Origin of the sequence: Bradyrhizobium sp. NAS96.2, assembly GCF_001908235.1 — a bacterium.
Lineage (GTDB): Bacteria > Pseudomonadota > Alphaproteobacteria > Rhizobiales > Xanthobacteraceae > Bradyrhizobium.
Genome location: NZ_LGHK01000023.1, coordinates 23,685 through 44,728 on the forward strand (window position 1 = coordinate 23,685; position 21,044 = coordinate 44,728).

At 64.8% G+C, this 21,044-nt stretch carries 20 protein-coding genes; 10 read left to right on the forward strand and 10 right to left on the reverse strand.

Annotated elements, in window-relative coordinates:
* Positions 1–170 precede the first annotated feature (170 nt).
* Both glgC and glgA read left to right on the forward strand, forming a co-directional pair.
* Positions 171–1,433, forward strand: a complete 1,263-nt coding sequence (glgC, locus tag AC628_RS06275; protein WP_074125867.1) for a glucose-1-phosphate adenylyltransferase — start codon at positions 171–173, stop codon at positions 1,431–1,433.
* Positions 1,430–2,881: a glycogen synthase GlgA gene (glgA, locus tag AC628_RS06280; RefSeq protein WP_074125868.1), complete on the forward strand. Its 1,452-nt coding sequence runs from the start codon at positions 1,430–1,432 to the stop codon at positions 2,879–2,881. The genes glgC and glgA overlap by 4 nt, the downstream gene beginning before the upstream one ends.
* 90 nt (positions 2,882–2,971) lie before the next feature.
* On the opposite strand, the gene AC628_RS06285 is transcribed toward glgA, so the two are convergent.
* The 4 genes from AC628_RS06285 to AC628_RS06300 all read right to left on the reverse strand — a co-directional run bounded on the left by AC628_RS06285 (position 2,972) and on the right by AC628_RS06300 (position 6,389).
* Positions 2,972–3,289 (reverse strand): hypothetical protein, encoded by a 318-nt coding sequence (locus AC628_RS06285; protein ID WP_074125869.1) that lies wholly within the window; start codon positions 3,287–3,289, stop codon positions 2,972–2,974.
* Between the two features lie 150 nt (positions 3,290–3,439).
* Positions 3,440–4,483: a serine hydrolase gene (locus tag AC628_RS06290; protein ID WP_074125870.1), complete on the reverse strand. Its 1,044-nt coding sequence runs from the start codon at positions 4,481–4,483 to the stop codon at positions 3,440–3,442.
* Between the two features lie 616 nt (positions 4,484–5,099).
* A complete protein-coding gene (locus AC628_RS06295) occupies positions 5,100–5,588 on the reverse strand; it encodes a DUF417 family protein (RefSeq protein ID WP_074125871.1) in 489 nt (162 codons plus the stop codon).
* A gap of 165 nt (positions 5,589–5,753) precedes the next feature.
* Positions 5,754–6,389 (reverse strand): TetR/AcrR family transcriptional regulator, encoded by a 636-nt coding sequence (locus AC628_RS06300; protein ID WP_074125872.1) that lies wholly within the window; start codon positions 6,387–6,389, stop codon positions 5,754–5,756.
* A gap of 251 nt (positions 6,390–6,640) precedes the next feature.
* Here AC628_RS06300 and AC628_RS06305 point away from each other — a divergent pair, with 251 nt between their 5' ends.
* From AC628_RS06305 to AC628_RS06340, 8 genes are all read left to right on the forward strand, one after another.
* Entirely contained in the window at positions 6,641–7,951 is a 1,311-nt protein-coding gene (locus tag AC628_RS06305) for a phytoene desaturase family protein (protein ID WP_245321054.1), read from the forward strand.
* Between the two features lie 5 nt (positions 7,952–7,956).
* Positions 7,957–8,811 carry an ABC transporter ATP-binding protein gene (locus tag AC628_RS06310; RefSeq protein WP_074125914.1) on the forward strand — a complete coding sequence of 285 codons (855 nt, stop codon included), beginning with the start codon at positions 7,957–7,959 and terminating at the stop codon, positions 8,809–8,811.
* A complete protein-coding gene (locus tag AC628_RS06315; protein WP_074125913.1) occupies positions 8,808–9,602 on the forward strand; it encodes an ABC transporter ATP-binding protein in 795 nt (264 codons plus the stop codon). The genes AC628_RS06310 and AC628_RS06315 overlap by 4 nt, the downstream gene beginning before the upstream one ends.
* On the forward strand, positions 9,599–11,536 hold the full coding sequence (locus AC628_RS06320; protein WP_245321055.1) for an AMP-dependent synthetase/ligase: 1,938 nt from the start codon (positions 9,599–9,601) through the stop codon (positions 11,534–11,536). Before AC628_RS06315 ends, AC628_RS06320 begins: the two co-directional genes overlap by 4 nt.
* Positions 11,537–12,409, forward strand: a complete 873-nt coding sequence (locus AC628_RS06325) for a branched-chain amino acid ABC transporter permease (protein WP_074125873.1) — start codon at positions 11,537–11,539, stop codon at positions 12,407–12,409.
* Positions 12,409–13,455, forward strand: a complete 1,047-nt coding sequence (locus AC628_RS06330; RefSeq protein ID WP_074125874.1) for a branched-chain amino acid ABC transporter permease — start codon at positions 12,409–12,411, stop codon at positions 13,453–13,455. Before AC628_RS06325 ends, AC628_RS06330 begins: the two co-directional genes overlap by 1 nt.
* Positions 13,456–13,487: 32 nt before the next feature.
* Positions 13,488–14,648, forward strand: coding sequence for an ABC transporter substrate-binding protein (locus AC628_RS06335; protein ID WP_074125875.1), 1,161 nt, complete (start codon positions 13,488–13,490; stop codon positions 14,646–14,648).
* A 201-nt stretch (positions 14,649–14,849) separates the two neighbouring features.
* A complete protein-coding gene (locus AC628_RS06340; RefSeq protein WP_074125876.1) occupies positions 14,850–15,596 on the forward strand; it encodes an NAD(P)H-dependent oxidoreductase in 747 nt (248 codons plus the stop codon).
* Positions 15,597–15,602: 6 nt separating this feature from the next.
* Here the strand turns inward: AC628_RS06340 and AC628_RS06345 are convergent, their stop codons facing one another.
* From AC628_RS06345 to AC628_RS06370, 6 genes are read right to left on the reverse strand one after another with little or no spacing between them, the layout of a single operon-like run.
* Positions 15,603–16,796 (reverse strand): acyl-CoA dehydrogenase family protein, encoded by a 1,194-nt coding sequence (locus tag AC628_RS06345; RefSeq protein ID WP_083632644.1) that lies wholly within the window; start codon positions 16,794–16,796, stop codon positions 15,603–15,605.
* Positions 16,793–17,728 (reverse strand): alpha/beta hydrolase, encoded by a 936-nt coding sequence (locus tag AC628_RS06350; protein ID WP_074125877.1) that lies wholly within the window; start codon positions 17,726–17,728, stop codon positions 16,793–16,795. The genes AC628_RS06345 and AC628_RS06350 overlap by 4 nt, the downstream gene beginning before the upstream one ends.
* Positions 17,728–18,477: an SDR family NAD(P)-dependent oxidoreductase gene (locus AC628_RS06355; protein ID WP_074125878.1), complete on the reverse strand. Its 750-nt coding sequence runs from the start codon at positions 18,475–18,477 to the stop codon at positions 17,728–17,730. The genes AC628_RS06350 and AC628_RS06355 overlap by 1 nt, the downstream gene beginning before the upstream one ends.
* 1 nt (position 18,478) lies before the next feature.
* Positions 18,479–19,273, reverse strand: a complete 795-nt coding sequence (locus tag AC628_RS06360; protein WP_074125879.1) for an enoyl-CoA hydratase/isomerase family protein — start codon at positions 19,271–19,273, stop codon at positions 18,479–18,481.
* Positions 19,274–19,286: 13 nt separating this feature from the next.
* The gene (locus AC628_RS06365) at positions 19,287–19,784 is read right to left on the reverse strand and encodes an aromatic-ring-hydroxylating dioxygenase subunit beta (RefSeq protein ID WP_050425761.1); all 498 of its coding nucleotides are present in this window, start codon (positions 19,782–19,784) and stop codon (positions 19,287–19,289) included.
* Positions 19,784–21,043 (reverse strand): aromatic ring-hydroxylating oxygenase subunit alpha, encoded by a 1,260-nt coding sequence (locus AC628_RS06370; RefSeq protein ID WP_074125880.1) that lies wholly within the window; start codon positions 21,041–21,043, stop codon positions 19,784–19,786. The genes AC628_RS06365 and AC628_RS06370 overlap by 1 nt, the downstream gene beginning before the upstream one ends.
* Position 21,044 lies beyond the last annotated feature (1 nt).

Here is a 21,044-nt window from a genome sequence, read left to right on the forward strand (position 1 = left end):
GTCGCAACCCCGCTCCCCGGCAGAAGAAATCCAAGGAACGAAAACCCGCCATCCCGCTTTGCCCAACCGGGACGCTCTTGCTACGTTCCAATCGGCCCCGTTGGCGCCCGATCAGGCCTTCCGGACAAGAGAAGGTAGCGGGGCCAGCCTGAAGTTCTGGGAGGATGACCATGAGACCAGTCGGAAATGAACCATTGTCGCGCTACGCCCTCGCCTTCGTGCTGGCCGGCGGACGCGGCAGCAGACTTCAGGAGCTCACCGACAGGCGCGCCAAGCCGGCGGTGTATTTCGGCGGCAAGTCCCGCATCATCGATTTCGCGCTCTCCAATGCGGTGAACTCCGGCATCCGCCGCATCGCGGTGGCGACCCAGTACAAGGCGCACAGCCTGATCCGGCATCTGCAAGGCGGCTGGAATTTCTTCCGCCCGGAGCGAAACGAGAGTTTCGACATCCTGCCCGCAAGCCAGCGCGTCTCTGAAACGATGTGGTATGTCGGCACGGCCGACGCGGTCTACCAGAACATCGACATCCTCGAGGCGCACGGCACCAAGTACATCCTGGTGCTCGCCGGCGACCATGTCTACAAAATGGATTATGAGATCATGCTGAAGCAGCATGTCGAGAGCGGCGCCGACGTCACGGTCGGCTGCCTCGAGATGCCGCGCGCGGAATCCAGCGCCTTTGGCATCATGCATGTCGACGAGAACGGCCTGATCCAGTCCTTTCTGGAGAAGCCGGCCGATCCGCCACCGATGCCCGGCAAGCCCGACAAGTCGCTGGCCAGCATGGGCATCTATGTCTTCAATTCGGAATTCCTGTTCGACGAATTGCGCCGCGATGCCGCCGACCCGAACTCGGCCCACGATTTCGGCAAGGACATCATCCCCTATATCGTGAAGCACGGCCGGGCGATCGCGCATCAGTTCAACGATTCCTGCGTCCGCTCCGGCGACGATCCCCGCTCCTACTGGCGCGATGCCGGCACCGTCGATGCCTATTGGGGCGCCAACATCGATCTTACCGACGTGGTGCCCGAGCTCGATCTCTACGATCGATCATGGCCGATCTGGACCTACGCCGAGATCACTCCGCCCGCCAAATTCGTCCACGACGAGGACGGACGGCGCGGCCAGGCGGTGACCTCGCTGGTCTCGGGCGCCTGCATCATCTCGGGCGCGTCGCTGCGCCGCTCGCTGCTGTTCACCGGCGTTCATGTCAATTCCTACGCCAATGTCGAGAACGCGGTGATCATGCCCTATGTCAATGTCGGCCGCGGCGCGCGGCTGAGGAACGTCGTGATCGATCGCGGCGTGCGGATTCCGGAAGGGCTCGTGGTCGGCGAGGATCCCGAATTCGACGGCAAGCGCTTCCGCACCACCGAGAACGGGATCACGCTGATCACGCAATCGATGATCGACAGGCTCGGCACATGACGCCCATCCGCGTCCTCGCGGTCGCTTCGGAAGTCTACCCGATCGTCAAGACCGGCGGCCTCGCCGACGTGGTCGGCGCGCTGCCGGCGGCACTGCAGCAGCACGGCGTCGCGACGCGGACGCTGGTGCCCGGCTATCCGGCCGTGCTCAACGCGCTGGCCTCGGCGGAGACGCTGCTGCAGTGGGGCGAGTTCTACGGCGGGGCGGTGCGCGTGCTCGGCGGCACCCATGACGGCCTCGATCTCTATGCGCTGGACGCGCCGCATCTCTATGCGCGGCCGGGCAATCCCTATGTCGGCCCCGACGGCCGCGATTGGCCCGACAACGGCATCCGCTTCGCGGCGCTGTCGCGGATGGCGGCGGAAATCGGCCGCGGTGCGATCGCCTCCTTCGTCCCCGACATCGTGCATGCGCATGACTGGCAGGCCGGCCTCGCGCCGGCCTATCTGCATTATGGCGGGCAACCGCGGCCGGGCACGGTGATGACCGTGCACAACCTCGCCTATCAGGGCCAGTTCTCGCCGGACATGCTCACAATGTTCGGCCTGCCGGGCGAGGCCTACTCGCTTCACGGCGTCGAATATTACGGCACCATCAGCCTGCTCAAGGCCGGCCTGCAATTCGCCGACCGTATCACCACGGTGTCGCCGACCTATGCACAGGAGATCCAGAGCGACGAGGGCGGCATGGGTCTCGGCGGCCTGCTGCGCGAACGTTCCGACGTGCTGAGCGGCATCCTCAACGGCATCGACATCGCGGTATGGAATCCAGCGACCGATCCCGATATCGCTGCGCGCTTCAGCGCCGAGCAGATGGCGGAGCGCGCCGCCAACAAGGCGGCATTGCAGCGGCGCTTCGGGCTCGATCCGGCGCCGGATGCGATGCTGCTCGGCGTCATCAGCCGGCTGTCTTGGCAGAAAGGGCTCGACCTGCTGCTCGACAATATTCCGACATTGCTCGGCGAAGGCATCCAGCTGGCGCTGCTCGGCAGCGGCGATCGCGATCTACAGGATCGCTTCGCTGCGCTGGCGCGCGACAATCCCGGACGGATCGCAGTCGTGATCGGCTATGACGAGGCGCTGGCGCATCTGATCCAGGCAGGCTCCGATGCGCTCGCAGTGCCGTCGCGCTTCGAGCCGTGCGGCCTCACCCAGCTCTGCGCGCTGCGCTACGGCGCGGTCCCCGTTGTCGCCAATGTCGGAGGCCTCGCCGACACCGTGCAGGGCTTCGACGAAGCCGCAATCACGGGCAGTGCGGCAACCGGCATCAAGTTCGCACCCGTCACCTCGGAGGCGCTCGCCCACGGCTTGCGCACAGCGAACCTGCTGTTCAACGACAAGGTGACCTGGCGCCGGCTGCAGCTAGCCGGCATGGCCACCGATGTCTCCTGGCACAATCGCGCCGGCCGCTACGCCGCGCTCTATCGCGAGCTTGCCGCCAGAGCATGATCCGCAAAAGTGCGACGCGGTTTTCCCTCGCGACAAACGCGATGCGCTTGCGCCGAGATCATGCTCACAAAGTGAACAGGTAAAGCGCGCTCAGTTCAAGAGATCGCAGGACGCGATGCGGTTGATGTCGGCGAGGCGCCGGTCGGGATTTCCCTTGAAATCAAGGCTTGCTACGAGATCGAGCAGCCGGCCATAGGCGCGGTCGGCGACCGCAACGGGCAACGGCTCCTCGTCAAAGGCCTCGATGTAATTGCCGACGAGACCGCTCAGCAGACGACACATCGCCCGTTGCTCGGGGTCGTGCCTGCTCAAGGTCTCAAGTTTTTCCTGGAGGGTTCGGTAGGTTCGCAAGCCGTGCGGCTGTTGCGAAAGCCAACCGTGCAGATCGGAATTATTCAGATCACTCATATCAGCCTCTTCAACATGGAGAAGAAGCTACCGGCTTATACAGCCGATCATGGTTCCGCGCCATCGCAATTTTTGCATGCATCCCCTGCCCGGGCGTGCAGGCCGTGTCATCGGATTGGCACGCAGTGTCGCTAGGCTATTCTGGTTTGATCAGAGTCGCGCGAGTGCCGGCAGAATCCTGTAGCGCGCGATTTCGTGCGGATAGTCGCCGCGATTGGCGAGCAGCACGATGCCGAACCTGCGCGCCGGCACCAGGCCGATATAGGCCGAGGCATTGTTGAGACCGCCGGGCTTGTCGATGACGGTGACGCCGTCGAGCCGCACGTGCTCCCATGCCATCGCCTGCCCGAACTTCGCATCGACACGAAAACTCTCGCGCATGGTCATCTGCAATGCCGCGCGCAATTCGGGATCGATCACCCCGCCGTCGAGACAGGCCTGCAGCAGGATGCCGAGATCGCGCGCCGAGGAGAACACCTGGCCGGTACCCGGAAAATCGTAATAGCTCTGCTGATTGCCGATTGGGCCGATCGGCGTGCCGTCGTGGGAGTAGCCCTGGACCAGGCGCTGCATGATCTCGGGCGCCAGCGCCGCGCGGTTGTCTTCGGCACGGCCAGGAACGAAGGTCGACGTCATGCCGAGCGGCTTGAGGATGCGGCTTTCGATCAACGTCGCGATCGGCATGCGATAGCGCCGTTCCAGCACCAGCTGCAGCAGAACATAGCCGGCATGGCTGTAGATGCGCTGCTTGCCCGGCTGCTCGCCGGCCGGCGGCGTCCACGTATTGAGCATCGCAATGAACTGATCGCGGCTGAAGGTCTCGTTCGGCCAGGGCGGGTGATCGGTCGACAGCAGCAGCCCGGATGTATGGTTGACGAGCTCGCCGACGGTGACGTGGCTGATATAGTCGCCGTGCAACTCGGGCAAAATCTTGCCGACCGGATCGTCCAATCGCAATTCACCGCGCTCCGTGGCGAGTGCGACCAGCGTCGCCTCGAACAGCTTGCGCAACGAGGCGAGGTTGAACAGCGTGTCCGACGTGACCGGCCGCTTGGCCGCGGTGTCGGCGAAACCGTAGTTGACGAAGGTGACCTGGCCGCCGGCATAGACCGCGGCGGCGAGGCCGCCCGGATCGGACGCGGTCGCGGTCGGCGCGAGTTCCGTCGTGACGATGTCCCTGATCAGCGCATCCATGTCGGAATCCGCACGCGCCCCCGCGAGCGCGCTAACTGCTATGGCAAGCACGACGGCTACGATCCGGACGGGGAGCCACTGTTTCATCAAGAGCGAAATCGGAACGATGTTGCGATGTCATCCGCAGGCTGATCTGTTCAGCCACCGCGAGATGGCGACATCGCGATCCTAGCGATGGAACCTAGGCGTCCGCGTTCACGATTGCGCGTATTTCACCGTTACCTGTCCCGGCTGGGGAAGGGGAGCGGCCCGATCGCTGTTCCGGGGGTCACTACCGGAAACCGCGATCGCGACCGCCCTCCCACTCCAGCCACGGTGCGGGAACTGCAATCACACTAAAAAATGCGGGGCGTTTGAAAATGGCGGGAGCGTGTTGCGACGGAACGGCAAGACCAACGCTTGCCGGGCCGACCGCCGATATGTCCGACTTCGTCACGTTCCGCTCCCAACCGGGGACCGTTTCCCAATAGCAACAATTCGTCAATCGAAGGTTGCATAGGCCGATCTGATTCGAGTTACAAGACATGGAGCGCTGCGACCTATTGTCCAGTTCCAGATCCCGTTGCACGCTTGCCTCGGTTAAGCATGGCTTAACCATCGACCGCACGACGCGACACTATGCGGCGCGCGACCGGACGATCGACTGCGGCAACGATGCCAACAACAGCACGAGGCAGACGCAGAGCAGCACGATGTCCTTGAACAGGAACTCGCCGGCCAGGTTCCAGGCCATCGGGTCGGTCGACAGGCTCCATTTGACCACCCCGGGTGTCGTGAAGAAGAACGACCACGTCGCCGCGAAGGTGATCACGCCCATCAGCGAGCCGATCGCTGAGAGCATCGGGCTGAATGCACCCGTCGCCAGCAACGCGGCGATGCCGAGCTCGGCCACGCCGAGCACATAAGCCTCGCCGCGGAGACCGAACACCGAGAGCCAGGAGACGAACGGGCTGTTGCTGATGAATTGCACGATGCCTTGCGCCGACTGCAGCGTGAACTTCTGCATGCCGAACGACACAAAGATCACCACCATGACCCAGCGCAGGATCGCGAGCGGACGATAAGACCCCTCGCCTTGTTCGGCGATGTTGAACGATAGATTCATGCGGACGTTTCTTCCCTCACTGCGATGCCACCATCTGCCGCTGTTGCGGCGCTCGTGGCAGGACTACGCAGCGTGTCATGCGCGCGTTACGCGTGGGGCGCGTGAACGTCCTTCACAAGGATGTGCAGACGAAGTGATGAGTTCCACCGTCCAACCGCGACGGCCTCACGCGCGCTGGCGCAGCGGCCGCGCGGCATCCTTCGCCGGCACCGGCATGGTGAAACCGTACAGGAACAAGTCCACCACCATGTCGGCGAATTCGTGAGGATCAACGCCGCCCTTGGCGTCGTACCAGGTGTGGCTGAAGTTCAGGATGCCGAACAGCATCATGCTGTAGATCTTCTTGGTCCGCTTGACGATCTTGCCTTCCTTGTCGAGCTTGACCAGAAGATCGGAGACCGTGTCGACCAGCTGACGCTCCAGCGCCTTGATCGCATCCTGCTCGGTCTCGCCGAGGAACGAGAGGTCGTTGAGGATGACGCGCTGCTCGTCGCTCGAGCGCGCATTGAGCGCGACGATAGCCTGGATCGCCGCACGGAACTGCTCCAGCGTCGCGGTCTTGCCGGCCATCGCGGCCTCGACATTGGCGATCATCTCGTGGATATGCGCATCGAGGATCGCGAACAGGATCGCTTCCTTCGAATCGAAATAATGGTACAGCGCACCGCGCGACAGCTTGCAGGCATCCGCAAGATCGGCGATCGAGGCACGCATATAGCCTTGCCGCGCGAACAGGCCGCAGGCGGTGGTGAGAATGCCCCGCTGGATCTCGTCGTAATTTTCTGAGCGCGTCCGCGCCATCCCCGTCTCTCTCATCCACCATCGGCGCCGCCGGAATCGGGCAGCCGCCGTCTCTCTATACTACTGCGGCTCCGCGCCCTCCTCCCCTTTGCGGGCACCATCCACCAGAACTGTTCGACCGCTCGCATTCAGGCTTTGACCTGCGTCAAAAAAAATTTGAACGACCGGTCGGATTATATTAGACTGCCCGTCATCAAGCAAGCGGATTGCGCACGCCGGGACCAACCCGGCGGCATCGAGGGAGGCTGCGCGTGGATACTCAGAGGATCGATGCTGTCGTGATCGGAGCGGGCGCCGGCGGGCTGTGCGCCGCGGCGCGCCTCGCCCATGGCGGGTTGCATACGCTCGTCGTCGACGACAAGGATCGGCTCGGCGGCCGCGCCTCGACCGAGGAGATCGACGGCTTCAAGGTCAATATCGGCGCGATCGCGATCGAGTTCGGCGGGGTGTTCGAGGAGACCTTCCACACCGTCGGCGCGCCGCTCGACATCCGCGCGCCGGAGCCCGCGAGCTCGTTCTTCATCGACGGTAAGGTGATCGATGTCGGCCGCGGCGGCTGGTCGCTGCTGCTCGGGCAGCTCACGAAACAGGCCTCGCGCATCCTGGAGAAATTCGCCGATGCCCGCTCCGGCAATCTGCCCGACGGACGGCAATCGACCGAGGACTGGCTGAAGGGCTACACCAGCAACGCCACGGTGCACGCGCTGTTCCGCAACCTCTGCGCGGCGATCTTCGCCTGCAACGCCGCCGAGCTGCCTGCCCGCGCCTTCCTCACCTATTTCACCAGCAAAGGCGCCTTCAAGAAATTCGGCTTCTGCCCGCAGGGCACGATCGGCGTCTGGAACAGCCTCGGCAGCGCGATCAAGCGCAACGGCGACATCTGGCTCGGCACGCCGGCGACCGCGATCCACAGCGCCAATGGCCGCGTCGAAGGCGTCACCGTTCTGCGGAACGGCGAGCGGGTGCGGATCGACACCGATCTTGTCATCAGCAATGCCGGACCGAAAGCCACCGTCGCGCTCGCCGGCAGTGAAGCCTTCCCGGCGGATTACATCGCCAAGGTGAAGAACGACCTTCGTCCGGCCGCCAACATCGTCATCAATGTCGCGAGCCGCGAGCCGCTGATCAACCATCCCGGCATCGTTACCTTCGGCAAGACGCGCCGGCTCTGCAACATGGCGAACCTCTCCGCCACCTGTCCGGAGCTGGCACCAGCCGGCTGGCACCTCTATGTCGCCTATGCCGTGCCGGTGCCCGCGCTCGGCGATTTCGACGCCGATGCCGAGCTTGCGCTGGCGCTCGAAGATCTGCGCGAACAGTTCGCGAATTTCGACCAGGCGAAAGTCCTGTCGATCCGGGTGATGCGCGACGACTGGCCGGCGCAACGCAGCTGCGCCGGCTACGACCTGCCGCGCGAAACCGGCATCGAGGGCCTGTGGTGCGTCGGCGACGCGGTGAAGCAATATGGCAATGGCGGCACCCAGGCTTGCGCCGAGACCGCCAAGATCGTCACCGACGCGATCCTCGCCGCGCGCCCGCGCCGCTCGGCCGGCCGGGTTTGAGCAAGATGCCTACGACGATCCCGCATCCGACGCCGCAGGCAGCGCCGCTCACGGCAACGGCGACGGATGTCCTGCTGGAATTCCGTAACATCCGGATCGTCTACGACAACGCGATCGAGGCGATCCGCGATGTCTCGATCGCGGTGCCCGAGGGCAGCATCGTCGCTTTGCTCGGCTCCAACGGCGCCGGCAAGTCGACGCTGCTGAAGGCGATGTCCGGCATCCTCTACACCGAGGAAGGCGTGATCGAGAACGGCGGCATCCGCTTCCGCAATGACGAGGTGCATCGTCTTGCGCCGGATGAACTGGTGCGCCGCGGCATCGTCCAGGTGCCGGAGGGCCGCCGCGTGTTCGCGGCGCTGACAACAGACGAGAATTTGCAGATGGGCGGCTACACCAGGACCGGCGCCGAGGCGCGCGAGCGTCGCGACAAGGTGTTCGCGCTGTTCCCGCGGCTCCATGAGCGGCGCGATCAGATCGCCGGCTACATGTCCGGCGGCGAGCAGCAGATGCTCGCGATCGGCCGCGCGCTGATGACCGATCCGGTGCTGCTGGCGCTCGACGAGCCCTCGCTCGGCCTCGCGCCGCTGATCATCGACCGCATCTACGAGGTGATCGTTCGCCTCCGCGACGAGCTGAAGATGACCGTGCTGTTGGTCGAGCAGAACGCGCAGCGCGCGCTGGATATCGCCGACTACGGCTACATCCTGGAGACCGGCCGCGTCGTGCTCGACGGCACGGCCAAAAAGCTCACCGCCAACGAGGATGTCCAGGAATTCTACCTCGGCGTCTCCTCGTCCGGCCGCAAGAGCCTGCGGGACGTCAAGCATTACAAGCGCCGCAAGCGGTGGCTGTCGTGACCGCGTTGCTCACGGTCGAGAACCTGTCCAAGCGCTTCGGCGGCCTGCACGCGGTCGCCGAAGTCAGCCTGCAGGTCAGCCCCGGCGAGATCTGCAGCGTGATCGGTCCGAATGGCGCCGGCAAGACCACGCTGTTCAACATGATCTCGGGCGTGCTGCGGCCGAGCGGCGGCCGGATCACCTTTGACGGGATCGACCTTTCGACGATTTCGCCGTGGAAGTTCGCCACTGTGGGCATCGGCCGCACCTTCCAGAATCTGGCACTGTTCAAGCACGGTACCGTGGTCGAGAACATCCTGACCGGCCGCCACACCCATCTGCGCTCGACCGTGCTCGACGCCGTGGTGTTCTTCGGGCGCACCCGCAAGGAAGAGATCGCGGCCCGGCAGCGCGTCGAGCACATCATCGAATTCCTCGAGATCGAGCATATCAGGGACGCCGTCGTCGGCACCCTGTCCTATGGCCAGCAGAAGCGCGTCGAGCTCGCCCGGGCACTCGCCTGCGAGCCAAAACTGCTGCTGCTCGACGAGATGGTCTCCGGGATGAACCAGGAAGAGACCGAGGACATCGCGCGCTTCGTGCTCGACATCCGGGACGAGCTCGGCATCACCGTCGTGATGATCGAGCATGAGATGCGCATCGTGATGGACATTTCTGACCGCATCCATGTGCTGAATTTCGGTCGCAAGATCGCCGAGGGCACGCCCGACGAGATCAGGCGCGATCCGGCCGTCGCGGAGGCCTATCTCGGCGGCCAGCGCGCTGAAGCGATGACAAAGGCAGGCGCATGATGTCGACGCTGGACAGCCTGCGCACCACCCATCCGCCGCTGCACGCTAGTGCCGTGCGCAGCGCATCTGCGGCAGGAGCCGACACGCTGCAGGCGGCTCTTGCGGATGCCGCCATCACCATCCCGCAGCTGCTGCGGCAGCGCGCCGCCATGCATGGTGATGCGCTGGCGCTGCGCGAGAAAGATTACGGCATCTGGAATCCGTATTCCTGGCGGCATTACTACGGGACCGCACGTGCCGTCGCGCTGGGCCTGCTCTCGCTCGGCATCAAGCCCGGCGATCGTATCGCCATCGCCGGCGAAAACACCCCGGAATGGTTCTACGCCGATCTCGGCGCCCAGATGATCGGCGCGGTCGCGGTTGGCATCTATCCGACCAATCCCTGGGTCGAACTGCAATATATCGTCAAGCATTCCGGCGCCCGCATCGTCGTCACCGGCGATCAGGAGCAGACCGACAAGGTGCTCGACGCGATGGCCAACAATGGCGGTCTGCCGGATCTCGAAGCCATCGTCTGCATCGACATGAAGGGCCTTCGGCACTATCGCCAATCGCAGCTGATGTCGTTCGCGGCGCTCTGCGAGCGCGGCACGACATATGCGCAGGAGAATCCGGAGGCCAACGCCACCCTCGATCGCTTGATCAGCCAGGGCGCGCCCGACGATGTCTGCATCCTCGTCTACACCTCGGGCACGACGGGTCCGCCCAAGGGGGCGATGCTGACCCATCGCAATCTCGTCTACGCCGCCTATGCCTACGCCAAAACCGTCCGGATCGCCGACAAGCCGTTCGAGGCGGTGAGCTATCTGCCGCTGTGCCATGTCGCCGAACGCTGCTACGGCACGGTCACGCATCTCGTGCTCGGCGGCACGGTCTCGTTCGCCGAGTCGATCGACACCGTCGCGATCAACATCCGCGAGATCGCGCCGACGTTCTTTGTCGGCGTGCCGCGCATCTACGAGAAGCTGCAGCAGGGTTTTCTGTTCAGGCTGGGTGAGAGCGGCCAGCTGCGGCAGAGTTTCACCAAGGCCTGCCTCGCCTGGGGCCGCAGGCTGTCCGACCGCCGGCAGGCCGGCAAAGCCAATTGGCTCGATCACGCCGCCTATGGGCTTCTCTACCTCCTGATGTTCCGCAATTTGCAGCGCCATCTGGGCTTCGCCTACAGCCGTCACCGGCTGTGCGCCGGCGCCTCGATCTCGCCCGAGACGCTGCGCTTCTTCGACATCATCGGCCGTCCGGTGTCGCAAGGCTATGGCCTCACCGAAAGCGGCGGCGTCGCCTTCATCCAGACCGAGGGTCACCACCGGATCGGCGGCTGCGGCGTGCCGTTGCCCCAGACGGAATGGAAACTCGATGCCGACGGTGAGATCCTGCTGCGCAACCCCGGCGTCTTCAAAGGCTACTTCCTCGACGAGAAAGCCTCGACTGCCTCGCTGGAACAAGACGGCTGGCTGCGCACCGGCGACATCATCGACATCCTCGACAATGGCGAGATTGCCGTGGTCGACCGCAAGAAGGCGATCATCATCACTGCCGGCGGCAAGAACATCGCCCCGTCGGAGATCGAGAACGCGCTGAAGGATTCCGAATTCATCAAGGAAGCGATCGTGGTCGGCGAGGCCAAAAAGTACCTCGGCGCCATCGTGCAGGTCGATTACGACAATGTCGGCCGCTGGGCGCGCAACCGGGCGCTGGCCTACACCAACTACAAGTCGCTGTCGCAGCTGCCGGAAGTGCACGAGCTGGTCGAGCGCATCGTGGGCGAGACCAACAAGCGCTTCGCCCGGGTCGAGAACATCAGGCGCTTCGCCATCCTCGAGAAGGAGCTCGACCATGACGACGGCGAGCTGACCGCCACGCAGAAGGTGCGCCGCGCCATGATCGAGAAGAAGTTCGCGCGCGAGCTCGCGATCATCTACCGGGCGGAGGCCTGAATGCAGTATCTCGTCCAGCTCCTGATCTCCGGCCTTGCAATCGGCGCGATCTACGGCCTGATCGCGATGGGCTTTGCGGTGATCTACAAATCCACCGGGCTGGTCAATTTCGCCCAGGGCGAGATGACCATGATCACGGCATATATCGCCTGGACGATCTCGACCACGGTCAGCGGCAATGTGTTCGTCGTCGCATTGGGTGCAATCCTCGCCGCGGTCCTGCTCGGGCTCATCATCGAGCGGCTGGTGATGCGGCCGATGCTGGGCGAGCCGGTGTTCGCGACCGTGATGGTCACGATCGGACTCGCGGTGATCCTGCGCTCGGCGATCAACTTCATCTGGGACGCCTATCCGCATGGCCTCGATATCGGCATGGGCCGCGGCATCGTGCATCTCGGCGGCATCGGCGTGCGCACCGGGCAGCTTGCCGTGATCGCGACGCTGCTGTTGCTGCTCGCTGCGATCTGGGCGTTCTTCCGCTACAGCAAGGTCGGTGTCGCGATGCGCGCGGTCGCGGCCGACGACCGCACCGCGCTGTTGATGGGCATCAGCGCCACAAAGGTCCATGCGCTGGCCTGGGCAGCGTCCTCCGTGATCGCCGGCATCGGCGGCGTGTTCTTCGCGCTGTCCTACGATTTGTCGCCGGCGATGTTCCAGCTCGGGCTGAAGGCGTTTCCGGCCACGATCCTGGGCGGGCTCGACGCCGTGCTCGGCTCCGGCCTCGGCGGCCTCCTGATCGGCATCACCGAAAACCTGGCGGGCGGCTATCTCGGCTCCGGCATGAAGGAGGTCGCGGGCTTTGCCATGATCATCGTGGTGCTGATGGTCCGCCCGTTCGGCATTTTCGGCGAACGCGATATCGAGAGGGTGTGATGCGGACCGGCGATTACAGGCAGAGCTATGGCGAGCTGGTTGCGCTGATCGATTCCCCGCCGGTGTGGCTGTGGTCAGCCGTGCTGCTGCTGGCGCTGATCGCAGCGCCCTATTTGCTGAACTCCTACGCGCTGTCGTTCCTGATGATCATCCTGATCACGGTGACCGGCGCGCTCGGGCTCAACATCCTGACCGGCTACACCGGCCTGATCTCGCTCGGCCATGTTGGCTTCCTCGTCACCGGCGCTTATGCCTATGCGGTGCTGGTGTCGAAATATCACATGCCGCCGCTGGTCGGCTTCCTCGGCGCCGGCATCGTGCCGGCGCTGGCGAGCCTGATCGTCGGTGCGCCATCGCTGCGGCTCAAGGGGCTCTATCTCGCCATCACCACGCTCGCCTTCTCCTTCATCATCAACACCGTGATCCTGGAGATGCGCTGGCTCACCAATGGCGCCCGCGGCATCCAGGTGCAGCGGCCGGAGATCTTCGGCATCGGCTTCGACGGCGATGCCGCCTTCACCTATCTCTGCCTCGCGATCGCGGCGCTGACGTTGTTCGCCACCCTCAACATCCGCCGCAGCCGGGTCGGCCGCGCCTTCGTCGCGATCCGCGACAACGACACCGCGGCCCGCGTGATGGGCATCAATCTGCACGCCTACAAGCTGTTCGCCTTCGTCACCTCCGCCTTCATCACCGGGATCGCCGGCGCGCTCTACGGCATCTATCTCTCCTTCGTCAGCGTCGAAGGCTTTCCGTTCCTGCTCTCGATCGAGGCGCTGGCGATCCTGATCGTCGGCGGGCTCGGCTCGGCGCTCGGCGCCGTGCTCGGCACCGTCCTGATCGTGCTGCTGCCGGAGGCGACCAGGCTCGTCTTCAGCCTGTTCAGCGCGCAGATGGACGCGACCTTCACGACCGGGGCGCAAGAGCTGAAGAGCATGCTCTACGGCCTCGTCATCATCCTGTTCCTGCGCTTCCAGCCGAGGGGGCTGGTCGGCGCCTGGCACGACGTCAAGCGGACCTGGGTGCACTGGCCGCTGCGCTACTAACAAAAAAGGCACAACGCCATGAGGAGGAGACAATGATCAAACATCTGACGGCAGCCGCGCTGCTGCTTTCCACCGCCCATCTTGCCATCGGCCCGGCCGTGGCCGCCGACCCCGGGATCACCGACACCGAGATCCTGATCGGCGACGTCGAGCCTCTGACCGGCCCGCCGGCACTGCTCGGCGTCGCGGCCTCGATCGGCCACAAGATCGCGATCGCGGAAGCCAACGCCGCCGGCGGCATCAACGGCCGTAAGATCAAATATGTGCTGGAGGACGACGGCTACGTCACCGCGCGCACCATCCAGGGCGTCAAGAAGGTGATCGACGTCGACAAGGTGTTCGCGATGATCGGCATTTCCGGCTCCGGCCAGTCGATCGCCGTGATGCCGGTGCTGGAAAAATCCGGCATCCCGACCGTGATCGACGTCGCGCCGGTCAAATTCCTGTGGGAGGCGCCGCGCAAGAACGTGTTCGTGGTCGGGCAATCCTATGAGGAAGGTATCATCCACCTTGTCAACTTCCTCGCCGACAAGAACCCCGGCAAGAAATGGGGACTGATCACCCAGGACGACGATTACGGCATCACCGTGCGCGACGGCTTCGATTCCGTGGTCAAGGCCAAGAAGCTGAATGTCGTCTACAGCGGCAATTACAAGAAGGGCCAGCAGGACTTCTCGTCCGACATGCTGCAGCTGAAGGATTCGGGCGCCGAGGTGTTCCTGGCCGGCGGCATCATCGCCGAGAACATCGCGATGATGAAGGAGATCGAGAAGCTCAGCATCAAGCCGGTGACCGGCATCTTCTGGCCCGGCCGCATCGAGCCGGTGCTGAAGCTGATGGGGCCGGCGGGCGATGGCATCTACGCTGTCGACTATGTCGAGCCGTTCGCCGGCACGGCCGGCAAGGCTTTCCTGGAGAAGGCCAAGCCGCTGGTCTCGGAAGCCGAGTTCAAAGGCATCAACCGCTACACTATGACCGGCTATGCCGCCGCGAAGGTCCTGATCGCGGCGATCGAGCGCTGCGGCAAGCAGCCGACCTGGGCCTGCACCATCGCGGAGCTGGAGAAGACCAAGAACGTCGAGACCGGCGTGATGGCACCGATCAGCTTCGGCCCCGGCGTCCGCTTCTCCAACCAGAAGCTGCAGATCATGCAGGCTGATGCGAAAACGCTCAGCTTCAAGCCGGTGAATTAAGCTGCTTCCGCAAACTCGACTCACCTCTCCCGCTTGCGGGGGAGGTCATATCGCATCGAAGATGCGATATGGGTGGGGGCTCTTTCCGCACAACGAGTGTCTCTTTGCGGAGCCACCCCCACCCCAACCCTCCCCCGCAAGCGGGAGAGGGAGAAGACCGCCGTCGCGGCATTGCGTCGCCCGGATCGATGGAGTGAGAAGATGAAGGTCCTAATCGTATTTGCCCATCAGGAGACGCAGTCGTTCAATGCTGCGCTGCTGGCGCGGTCGGTCGCGGAGCTCACCGCGCTCGGGCACACGGTCAGGATCTCCGATCTCTACGCCATGCGCTTCAACCCGGTGGCGACCGCCGACGACTTTGGTACGCGGCGGTTTCCCGACCGGCTGCAATATGACCGCGAGCAGAAATACAATCTGCAACATGGCGCGCTCAGCGGCGACATCGCCGCCGAGATCGAGAAGCTATTGTGGTGCGACCTGCTGATCCTACAGTTTCCGCTGTGGTGGTTCTCCGTCCCCGCCATCATGAAGGGCTGGATCGACCGTGTGTTCGTCAACGGAGCAATTTACGGCAGCGGCCGCCGCTACGACACCGGTGGCCTTGCCGGCCGCCGCGCCATGGTCGTGACCTCGACCGCCGCCTATCCCGGCATGTGCGCGCCCGACGGACTGGTCGGCGCACTCGATGTGGTGCTGTGGCCGATCCAGAACGGCATGCTGGCCTATGCTGGCTGCAAGGTGCTGCCGCCCTTCGTGTCGTATTCGGTGAACTTCGTCGATGAAGCGACGCGCCATCGCTATCTCGACGACTACGCCGAGCGACTGCGGCAGATCGAGACGACCGAGCCGCTGTTCTTTCATCCGCTCGCGGACTTTGGACAGGATTGGCGGCTGAAGCCGGGCATCGCGGCGCGGACCGTTGGGCAGGGCAAGCCGGTGGTGCCGTAAGGCCCCTCACATCCGCTTGGCGATCTCTTCCAGCATCACCTCGGTGGCGCCGCCGCCGATGGTCAGCACGCGGGCGTCGCGCACCATGCGCTCGATCGGCGTGCCGCGCATGAAGCCTGAGCCGCCATGCAGCTGCAGGCAGCCATGCACGACCTCGTGCAGCACCTCCGGCGACAGCGCCTTCACCATCGACACTTCGCGGAGACATTCCTTTCCGGCCGCGGCCAGCTCGGCGGCCTGATAGGCCAGCGCCCGCGCCGCAGCCGCCTTCGCGGCGAGCTGAGCAAGCTTCATCCGCACGCCCTGCTGATTCCAGAGCGGGCCGCCGAACGCCTGCCGTGTCTTCACATAGTTCGTCGTCAGCTCGATCGCCTTGGCGGATTCGCCGGCGCAGATGCCGCCGATGCAGATGCGCTCGTTCTGGAAGGTCTCCATGATGCCATAGAACCCCTTGTTCTCCTCGCCGAGCAAATTCTCCGCCGGCACGGGCACATCCTGGAAGGCGAGCTCCGCGGTGTCCGAGCAAAGCCAGCCATGCTTGTCGAGCTTGGTTGCCGTGATGCCGGGCGTGTTGCGCTCGACGATGAACAGCGAGATGCCGCGGCTACCCTTGGCATGAGGATCGGTGCGCGCGGCGACGATCAGGATATCGCCATAGACCGCGTTGGTGATGAACATCTTGGCGCCGCTGATGACCCAATGATCGCCATCGCGCCGCGCGCGCGTCTTCAGACCCGCGACATCGGAGCCGGCATCGGGCTCGGTCACCGCGATCGAACAGACCGTCTCACCGCGGATGATCGCCGGCAGATACTTCTGCTTCTGCTCCGGCGTGCCGCGCAGGCTGATGTGCACTGCCGACATGTCGGTGTGGACAAGGATCGACGAGGTGAAGCCGCCGAAGCTCGAGCGGCCGAGCTCCTCGGCGAACACCATCGAGGCCAGCGGCCCCATGTCGGTGCCGCCATACTCGGCCGCGTGGCGCATGCCGAGAAAGCCGAGCGTGCCCATCCGGCGATAGATCTCGCGCGGGATCTTGCCGCCGCGCTCCCAGGCCTCGGCATGCGGCACCACTTCCTTCTCGACGAAGCGGCGCACCTGCTCACGCAGCATGCGCAGCTCCTCGGGCAGATTGGGCGGCTCCGAGAAATGGAATTCGGCTTCGGTATGCTGGCGCGGATCCGAGGTCATGACGTTCATTGTGGCGCCCTCTCATGGCCGATGTGAAGATGGTTGCGCAAAAAAGCTGCGATGGATGCGATCGCCTCTCGCGCCTGCGCAATCTCCGGGAATAGCTGGAACACGTGGATCATGCCGTCCCAGACCTGGAGTTCGACGTCGACGCCGGCCGCCTTGGCCCGCGCAGCGAGGTCCACTGAATCGTCGCGCACGGTCTCGCGGTCGCCGACCTGCACCAACAACGGCGGCAGGCCGGCGAGATCGGCATAGAGCGGCGAGGCCAATGGATCGCTGACATCGCCATCCTTGCCGAGATAGTTCTTGGCCAGCGCCAGGATCATCGCGCGCTGGTGGATCGGATCGGCCTCCGCCCTGCTCTCATAGCTGGCGCCGGTCGCGGCGAGATCGGTCCAGGGCGACATCAGCACGCCCGCGGCGGGGAGCGGCAGGCCGCGATCCCGCGCGGCGAGCATCGCAGCGAGCACGAGATTGCCGCCGGCGGAGTCACCGGCGAAGGCGATATCCTCCGGATGCAGTCCCTGATCGCACAGATATTGATAGGCCGTCAGCGCATCATCCAGCGCCGCAGGAAAGCGGTGCTCCGGCGCAAGCCGATAATCGATCGCAAGCACGCGGCAGCCGGTCGCATCGGCGATCCGCGCGATCAGGTCGCGATGCGAGGCGATCGAGCCGATGCGGAAGCCGCCGCCGTGAAAATAAAGGATCGCCTTGTCCCGCGGTGCGTTAGCCGGCGCGATCCATTCGCCATCGACGCCGCCGGCGGAGACCGGCTGGCACGTCACCGGCACCGAGCAGCCGGCAAAGGCGGCATCCCAATCGGTGCGCATCTGCGCCACGGTCGTTTCGCGGGTCCAGCTCCGATAGATCGCGCGCAGTCGCTCGATCGCACGTTCGACCGGATCGATTGCAATATCGTCGCCCGCGGTGCCCATCAGCCGCCGATGCCCATGCCGCCGGACACGCCGAGCGTCTCACCGGTGATATAGGCCGCCTGGTCGGAAGCCAGGAACAGCGCTGCGGCCGCGACCTCCTCCGGCTCGCCGAGGCGACCGAGCAGCGTCGCACCGGTCATCGCCTGCAGGATCTTGTCGCCGCCGTTTGCCACGGCCTGCTCCAGCATCGGCGTGCGGATCGGCCCCGGCGCGATCGCATTCGCGGTGATGCGAAACCGCGCGTTCTCCCGCGCGATGCTGCGGGTGAAGGAGATCACGCCGCCCTTGGCCGCGGAATAGACCGCGCCGCCCCTGGAGCCGAGCCGGGCGGCCTCCGAAGTGACGTTGATGATGCGGCCGAAGCGCGCCGCCTGCATCGCCGGCAACGCGGCGTGCGTGCAGGCCAAGACCGAAGTGAGATTGACCGCGATCAGCCGGGCCCAATCCTCCACGGTGGTATCGGTGAAGAAGGCATGTTGATCGATGCCGGCATTGTTGACGACGATGTCGAACGGGCCGTCCTGCGCCATCATGGCTTGCACCGCCGTCGCATCGCTGACGTCGAGCCCTGCGGCGTGAGCCCCCGTCTCGCGCGCGAGCTCCGAGGCAGCGGCGACATCGAGATCGGCGATCACGACCCTGGCGCCGGCCGCGGCAAAGCTGCGGACAATCGCGGCACCGATGCCGCGCGCGCCGCCGGAGACGAAGGCGCGGCGGTCATCGAGACGCCCGAATGGCAAGGTCGCCATTTCAGCGCCCCGTGAACACTGGCTTGCGCCGTTCGATCACGGCGGCGAGCCCTTCGCGGGCATCGGCCATTCCCGAGAGTTCGGCAACCGTGCGCGCCTCTTCAGAGAGGCACTGCTCGATGCTGGTGCCGGTGCCGGCCCAGACCAGCCGCTTGGTCGCCGCCAGCGCTTTCGGCGCACCGGCGGCAAGCTCACGCGCCAGCGCCAGCGATGCATCGGCCAGTTCATCATCGGGCACGACCTTGGTGACGATGCCCATCTGCAACGCTTCGGCCGCCGGGATCACCGGGTTGGTCAACAGGATCGACATCGCCCGCCGCAGGCCGACCAGCCGCGACAGCGTGACCGAGACGCCGGCATCCGGCGCCATCGCCACCCGCGTCGCGCCGGCGAGGAATTTTGCCGACTCCGCCGCGATCACGATATCGGAGGCGCAGACCAGGCCAAAGCCGCCGCCACCGGCCGCGAAGCCCTGCACCGAGGCGATGACGGGCGCCTCCAGCCGCAGCAGGCCGGTCACCGCATTCTGCAGATAGGCCGTGGCTTGCCGAATATAGTCCGGCAGCTTCTCGCGCTTGGAGGCGAAGGCACGGACATCGCCGCCCGCACAGAAATTGGTGCCCTCGCCGCTCAGCAGCACCACGCGCAGATCCGGATGGCCGTGGCAGACCATGATGGCGTCGCACAGCGCGCTCAAGAGCTCGGCGCTCATGCCGTTAGCCGCATCGGGACGGTTGAGCCGCAACCGCGCGATGCCGTCGGTGATGTCGAGCAGAACGGGGCCCTTGTCGATCATGGCGAGACCTTCCCTAAACCAGGAATGACAGCGTGTAGATCGCCTTGTCGTTGTTGACGAGGATGACCTTCTTGCTGGCCATCCGCAATTCGCCATCAACATGACGCAGCCGGTATTCGTTGCGCGCCGCCCACAGCGTGTCGTCGCGAAGGCTGGACTCGAAAATCAGGCTGTTGCTGGCGACCGCGATGTCGCCATTATCAGGCTGCTCGTCCATCAATTCGATGTTGGAGATCAGCCGGCGCAGGTTCGACTGCGGCGTCTGGGTGAAGTGCTTGCCGGTCATCAGCTGCCGGACACGCAGCGCGATCCGCGAGCGGTTGTCGTAGATGATCGACATCTGCCGCTCCGGGTCGATGTCGGCGCCGTTGGCCGGCACCCAGTAGACGCCGTCATCGGTCCAGAGCTTTTCCCAGGCCTCGTATTGATGCTCGTCCTGCAGCCGCGCCTCGCGATAAAGGAAGGCGGTGATGGCGCTCATCAAGGTGGCGCTGCTCTCGCGTGACAGCATCAGGCCGGCTCCATCAGCTTGCGATAATGGGTCCAGATGCCGCGTGACGGCACCTCGTCGGTGACGTGGCCGACCGTGAAGCCGAGTTCGTCCTGCCGCTCGCGCTTCTCGCCGCGGCCGAGGAAGATCCATTCCGGATTGCGCGCCAGCACGCCGCGGTGGCAGCGCTCGTACATCTCGGAATCGTCCGCAAGCAGGAAGCCGGCCGGTCCGACCGAGCCCATGGTCTGCTGGCGCAGCCTGCGGTTCAGATCGGGGGCGCCCTTGAATTGCAGCGCGGTGACGTGCTGCACGCTGTCGTCGACGCCGAGCGGCTGGATCACGAACATCTGGATCTCGGCGATGAACAGGTTCGGGAAGATCATCACATGCGGCGTACCGTCGATCATGATCTCGCGCGCCGCGGTGTCGCCATAGGCCGTCTTCATCCGCGCGGTGTAGTCGGGCAGCCGCTCCTCGCTGGTGCCGAACCAGCTCATCGGCGCATCGCGCTTGCGGAACTCGGGCCGCAGGTCGATCTCGGTGTGACCGTTGCCATAATCGCGCGTCAGTGCGGTCGAGGCGCCGCCATAGAGCTTGCCGATCATGCTGTCGGCGACGCCGAAGATCGAGGTGTGCACGAAGGCCGGGTGATAGCCGTCGCACTCATTCTCCAGGATGAACTTCCAGTTCGCTTTGACGCGATGCTTGAGGAAACCCGCGGTGATCTCGACCTCGCCCTCCGGCGAGGTGCGCACCAGCCGATCGATGGTCTCGGCGGCGCCGCCGAGATGCTCCTTCAGGGTCGGGCCATCGGCCGCGAACGAGCCGAACACGAAGCCGCGGTAGGACTCAACGCGCGTCACCCGCCCGAGCGCGAGCTGCGACTTGTCCTGCCCCTCGTAACCGTCGGGGAAGGCGTAACCGACCAGACGGCCGTCATTGGCAAAGGTCCAGGAGTGGAACGGACAGGTGAACGAGCGCGCATTGCCGCGATCGAAGGAGCAGACCTGGTTGCCGCGATGCGAGCAGCGGTTGAGCAGCAGGTTGACCTTACCCTGCTCGTCGCGCGTCATGATCACGGATTGCGGGCCGATCGACTTGACGACGTAGTCGTTGGCGTTCGGCACCTCGCTCTCGTGGCCGACATAGACCCACGTCCGGTACCAGATGTTCTTGAGCTCGGCTTCGAATATCTCGGGATCGGTGTAGAGCGATCCGTGCACCCGGTCGGGCCGGATCAGCCGCTCCCATGGCGGGACGCCGGTCATCATGTTCATC

Bases quoted from the DNA above. Each gene is read 5' to 3' on its own strand.
- AC628_RS06300 (WP_074125872.1), bottom strand. From the start codon at position 6,389: ATGGCGCGGACGCGCTCAGAAAATTACGACGAGATCCAGCGGGGCATT.
- AC628_RS06320 (WP_245321055.1), top strand. From the start codon at position 9,599: ATGATGTCGACGCTGGACAGCCTGCGCACCACCCATCCGCCGCTGCAC.
- AC628_RS06345 (WP_083632644.1), bottom strand. From the start codon at position 16,796: ATGAACGTCATGACCTCGGATCCGCGCCAGCATACCGAAGCCGAATTC.
- AC628_RS06335 (WP_074125875.1), top strand. From the start codon at position 13,488: ATGATCAAACATCTGACGGCAGCCGCGCTGCTGCTTTCCACCGCCCAT.
- AC628_RS06350 (WP_074125877.1), bottom strand. From the start codon at position 17,728: ATGGGCACCGCGGGCGACGATATTGCAATCGATCCGGTCGAACGTGCG.
- AC628_RS06290 (WP_074125870.1), bottom strand. From the start codon at position 4,483: ATGGATGCGCTGATCAGGGACATCGTCACGACGGAACTCGCGCCGACC.
- AC628_RS06365 (WP_050425761.1), bottom strand. From the start codon at position 19,784: ATGCTGTCACGCGAGAGCAGCGCCACCTTGATGAGCGCCATCACCGCC.
- AC628_RS06330 (WP_074125874.1), top strand. From the start codon at position 12,409: ATGCGGACCGGCGATTACAGGCAGAGCTATGGCGAGCTGGTTGCGCTG.
- AC628_RS06295 (WP_074125871.1), bottom strand. From the start codon at position 5,588: ATGAATCTATCGTTCAACATCGCCGAACAAGGCGAGGGGTCTTATCGT.
- AC628_RS06325 (WP_074125873.1), top strand. From the start codon at position 11,537: ATGCAGTATCTCGTCCAGCTCCTGATCTCCGGCCTTGCAATCGGCGCG.
- AC628_RS06340 (WP_074125876.1), top strand. From the start codon at position 14,850: ATGAAGGTCCTAATCGTATTTGCCCATCAGGAGACGCAGTCGTTCAAT.
- glgC (WP_074125867.1), top strand. From the start codon at position 171: ATGAGACCAGTCGGAAATGAACCATTGTCGCGCTACGCCCTCGCCTTC.
- AC628_RS06285 (WP_074125869.1), bottom strand. From the start codon at position 3,289: ATGAGTGATCTGAATAATTCCGATCTGCACGGTTGGCTTTCGCAACAG.
- AC628_RS06370 (WP_074125880.1), bottom strand. From the start codon at position 21,043: ATGAACATGATGACCGGCGTCCCGCCATGGGAGCGGCTGATCCGGCCC.
- AC628_RS06360 (WP_074125879.1), bottom strand. From the start codon at position 19,273: ATGATCGACAAGGGCCCCGTTCTGCTCGACATCACCGACGGCATCGCG.
- AC628_RS06355 (WP_074125878.1), bottom strand. From the start codon at position 18,477: ATGGCGACCTTGCCATTCGGGCGTCTCGATGACCGCCGCGCCTTCGTC.
- AC628_RS06310 (WP_074125914.1), top strand. From the start codon at position 7,957: ATGCCTACGACGATCCCGCATCCGACGCCGCAGGCAGCGCCGCTCACG.
- glgA (WP_074125868.1), top strand. From the start codon at position 1,430: ATGACGCCCATCCGCGTCCTCGCGGTCGCTTCGGAAGTCTACCCGATC.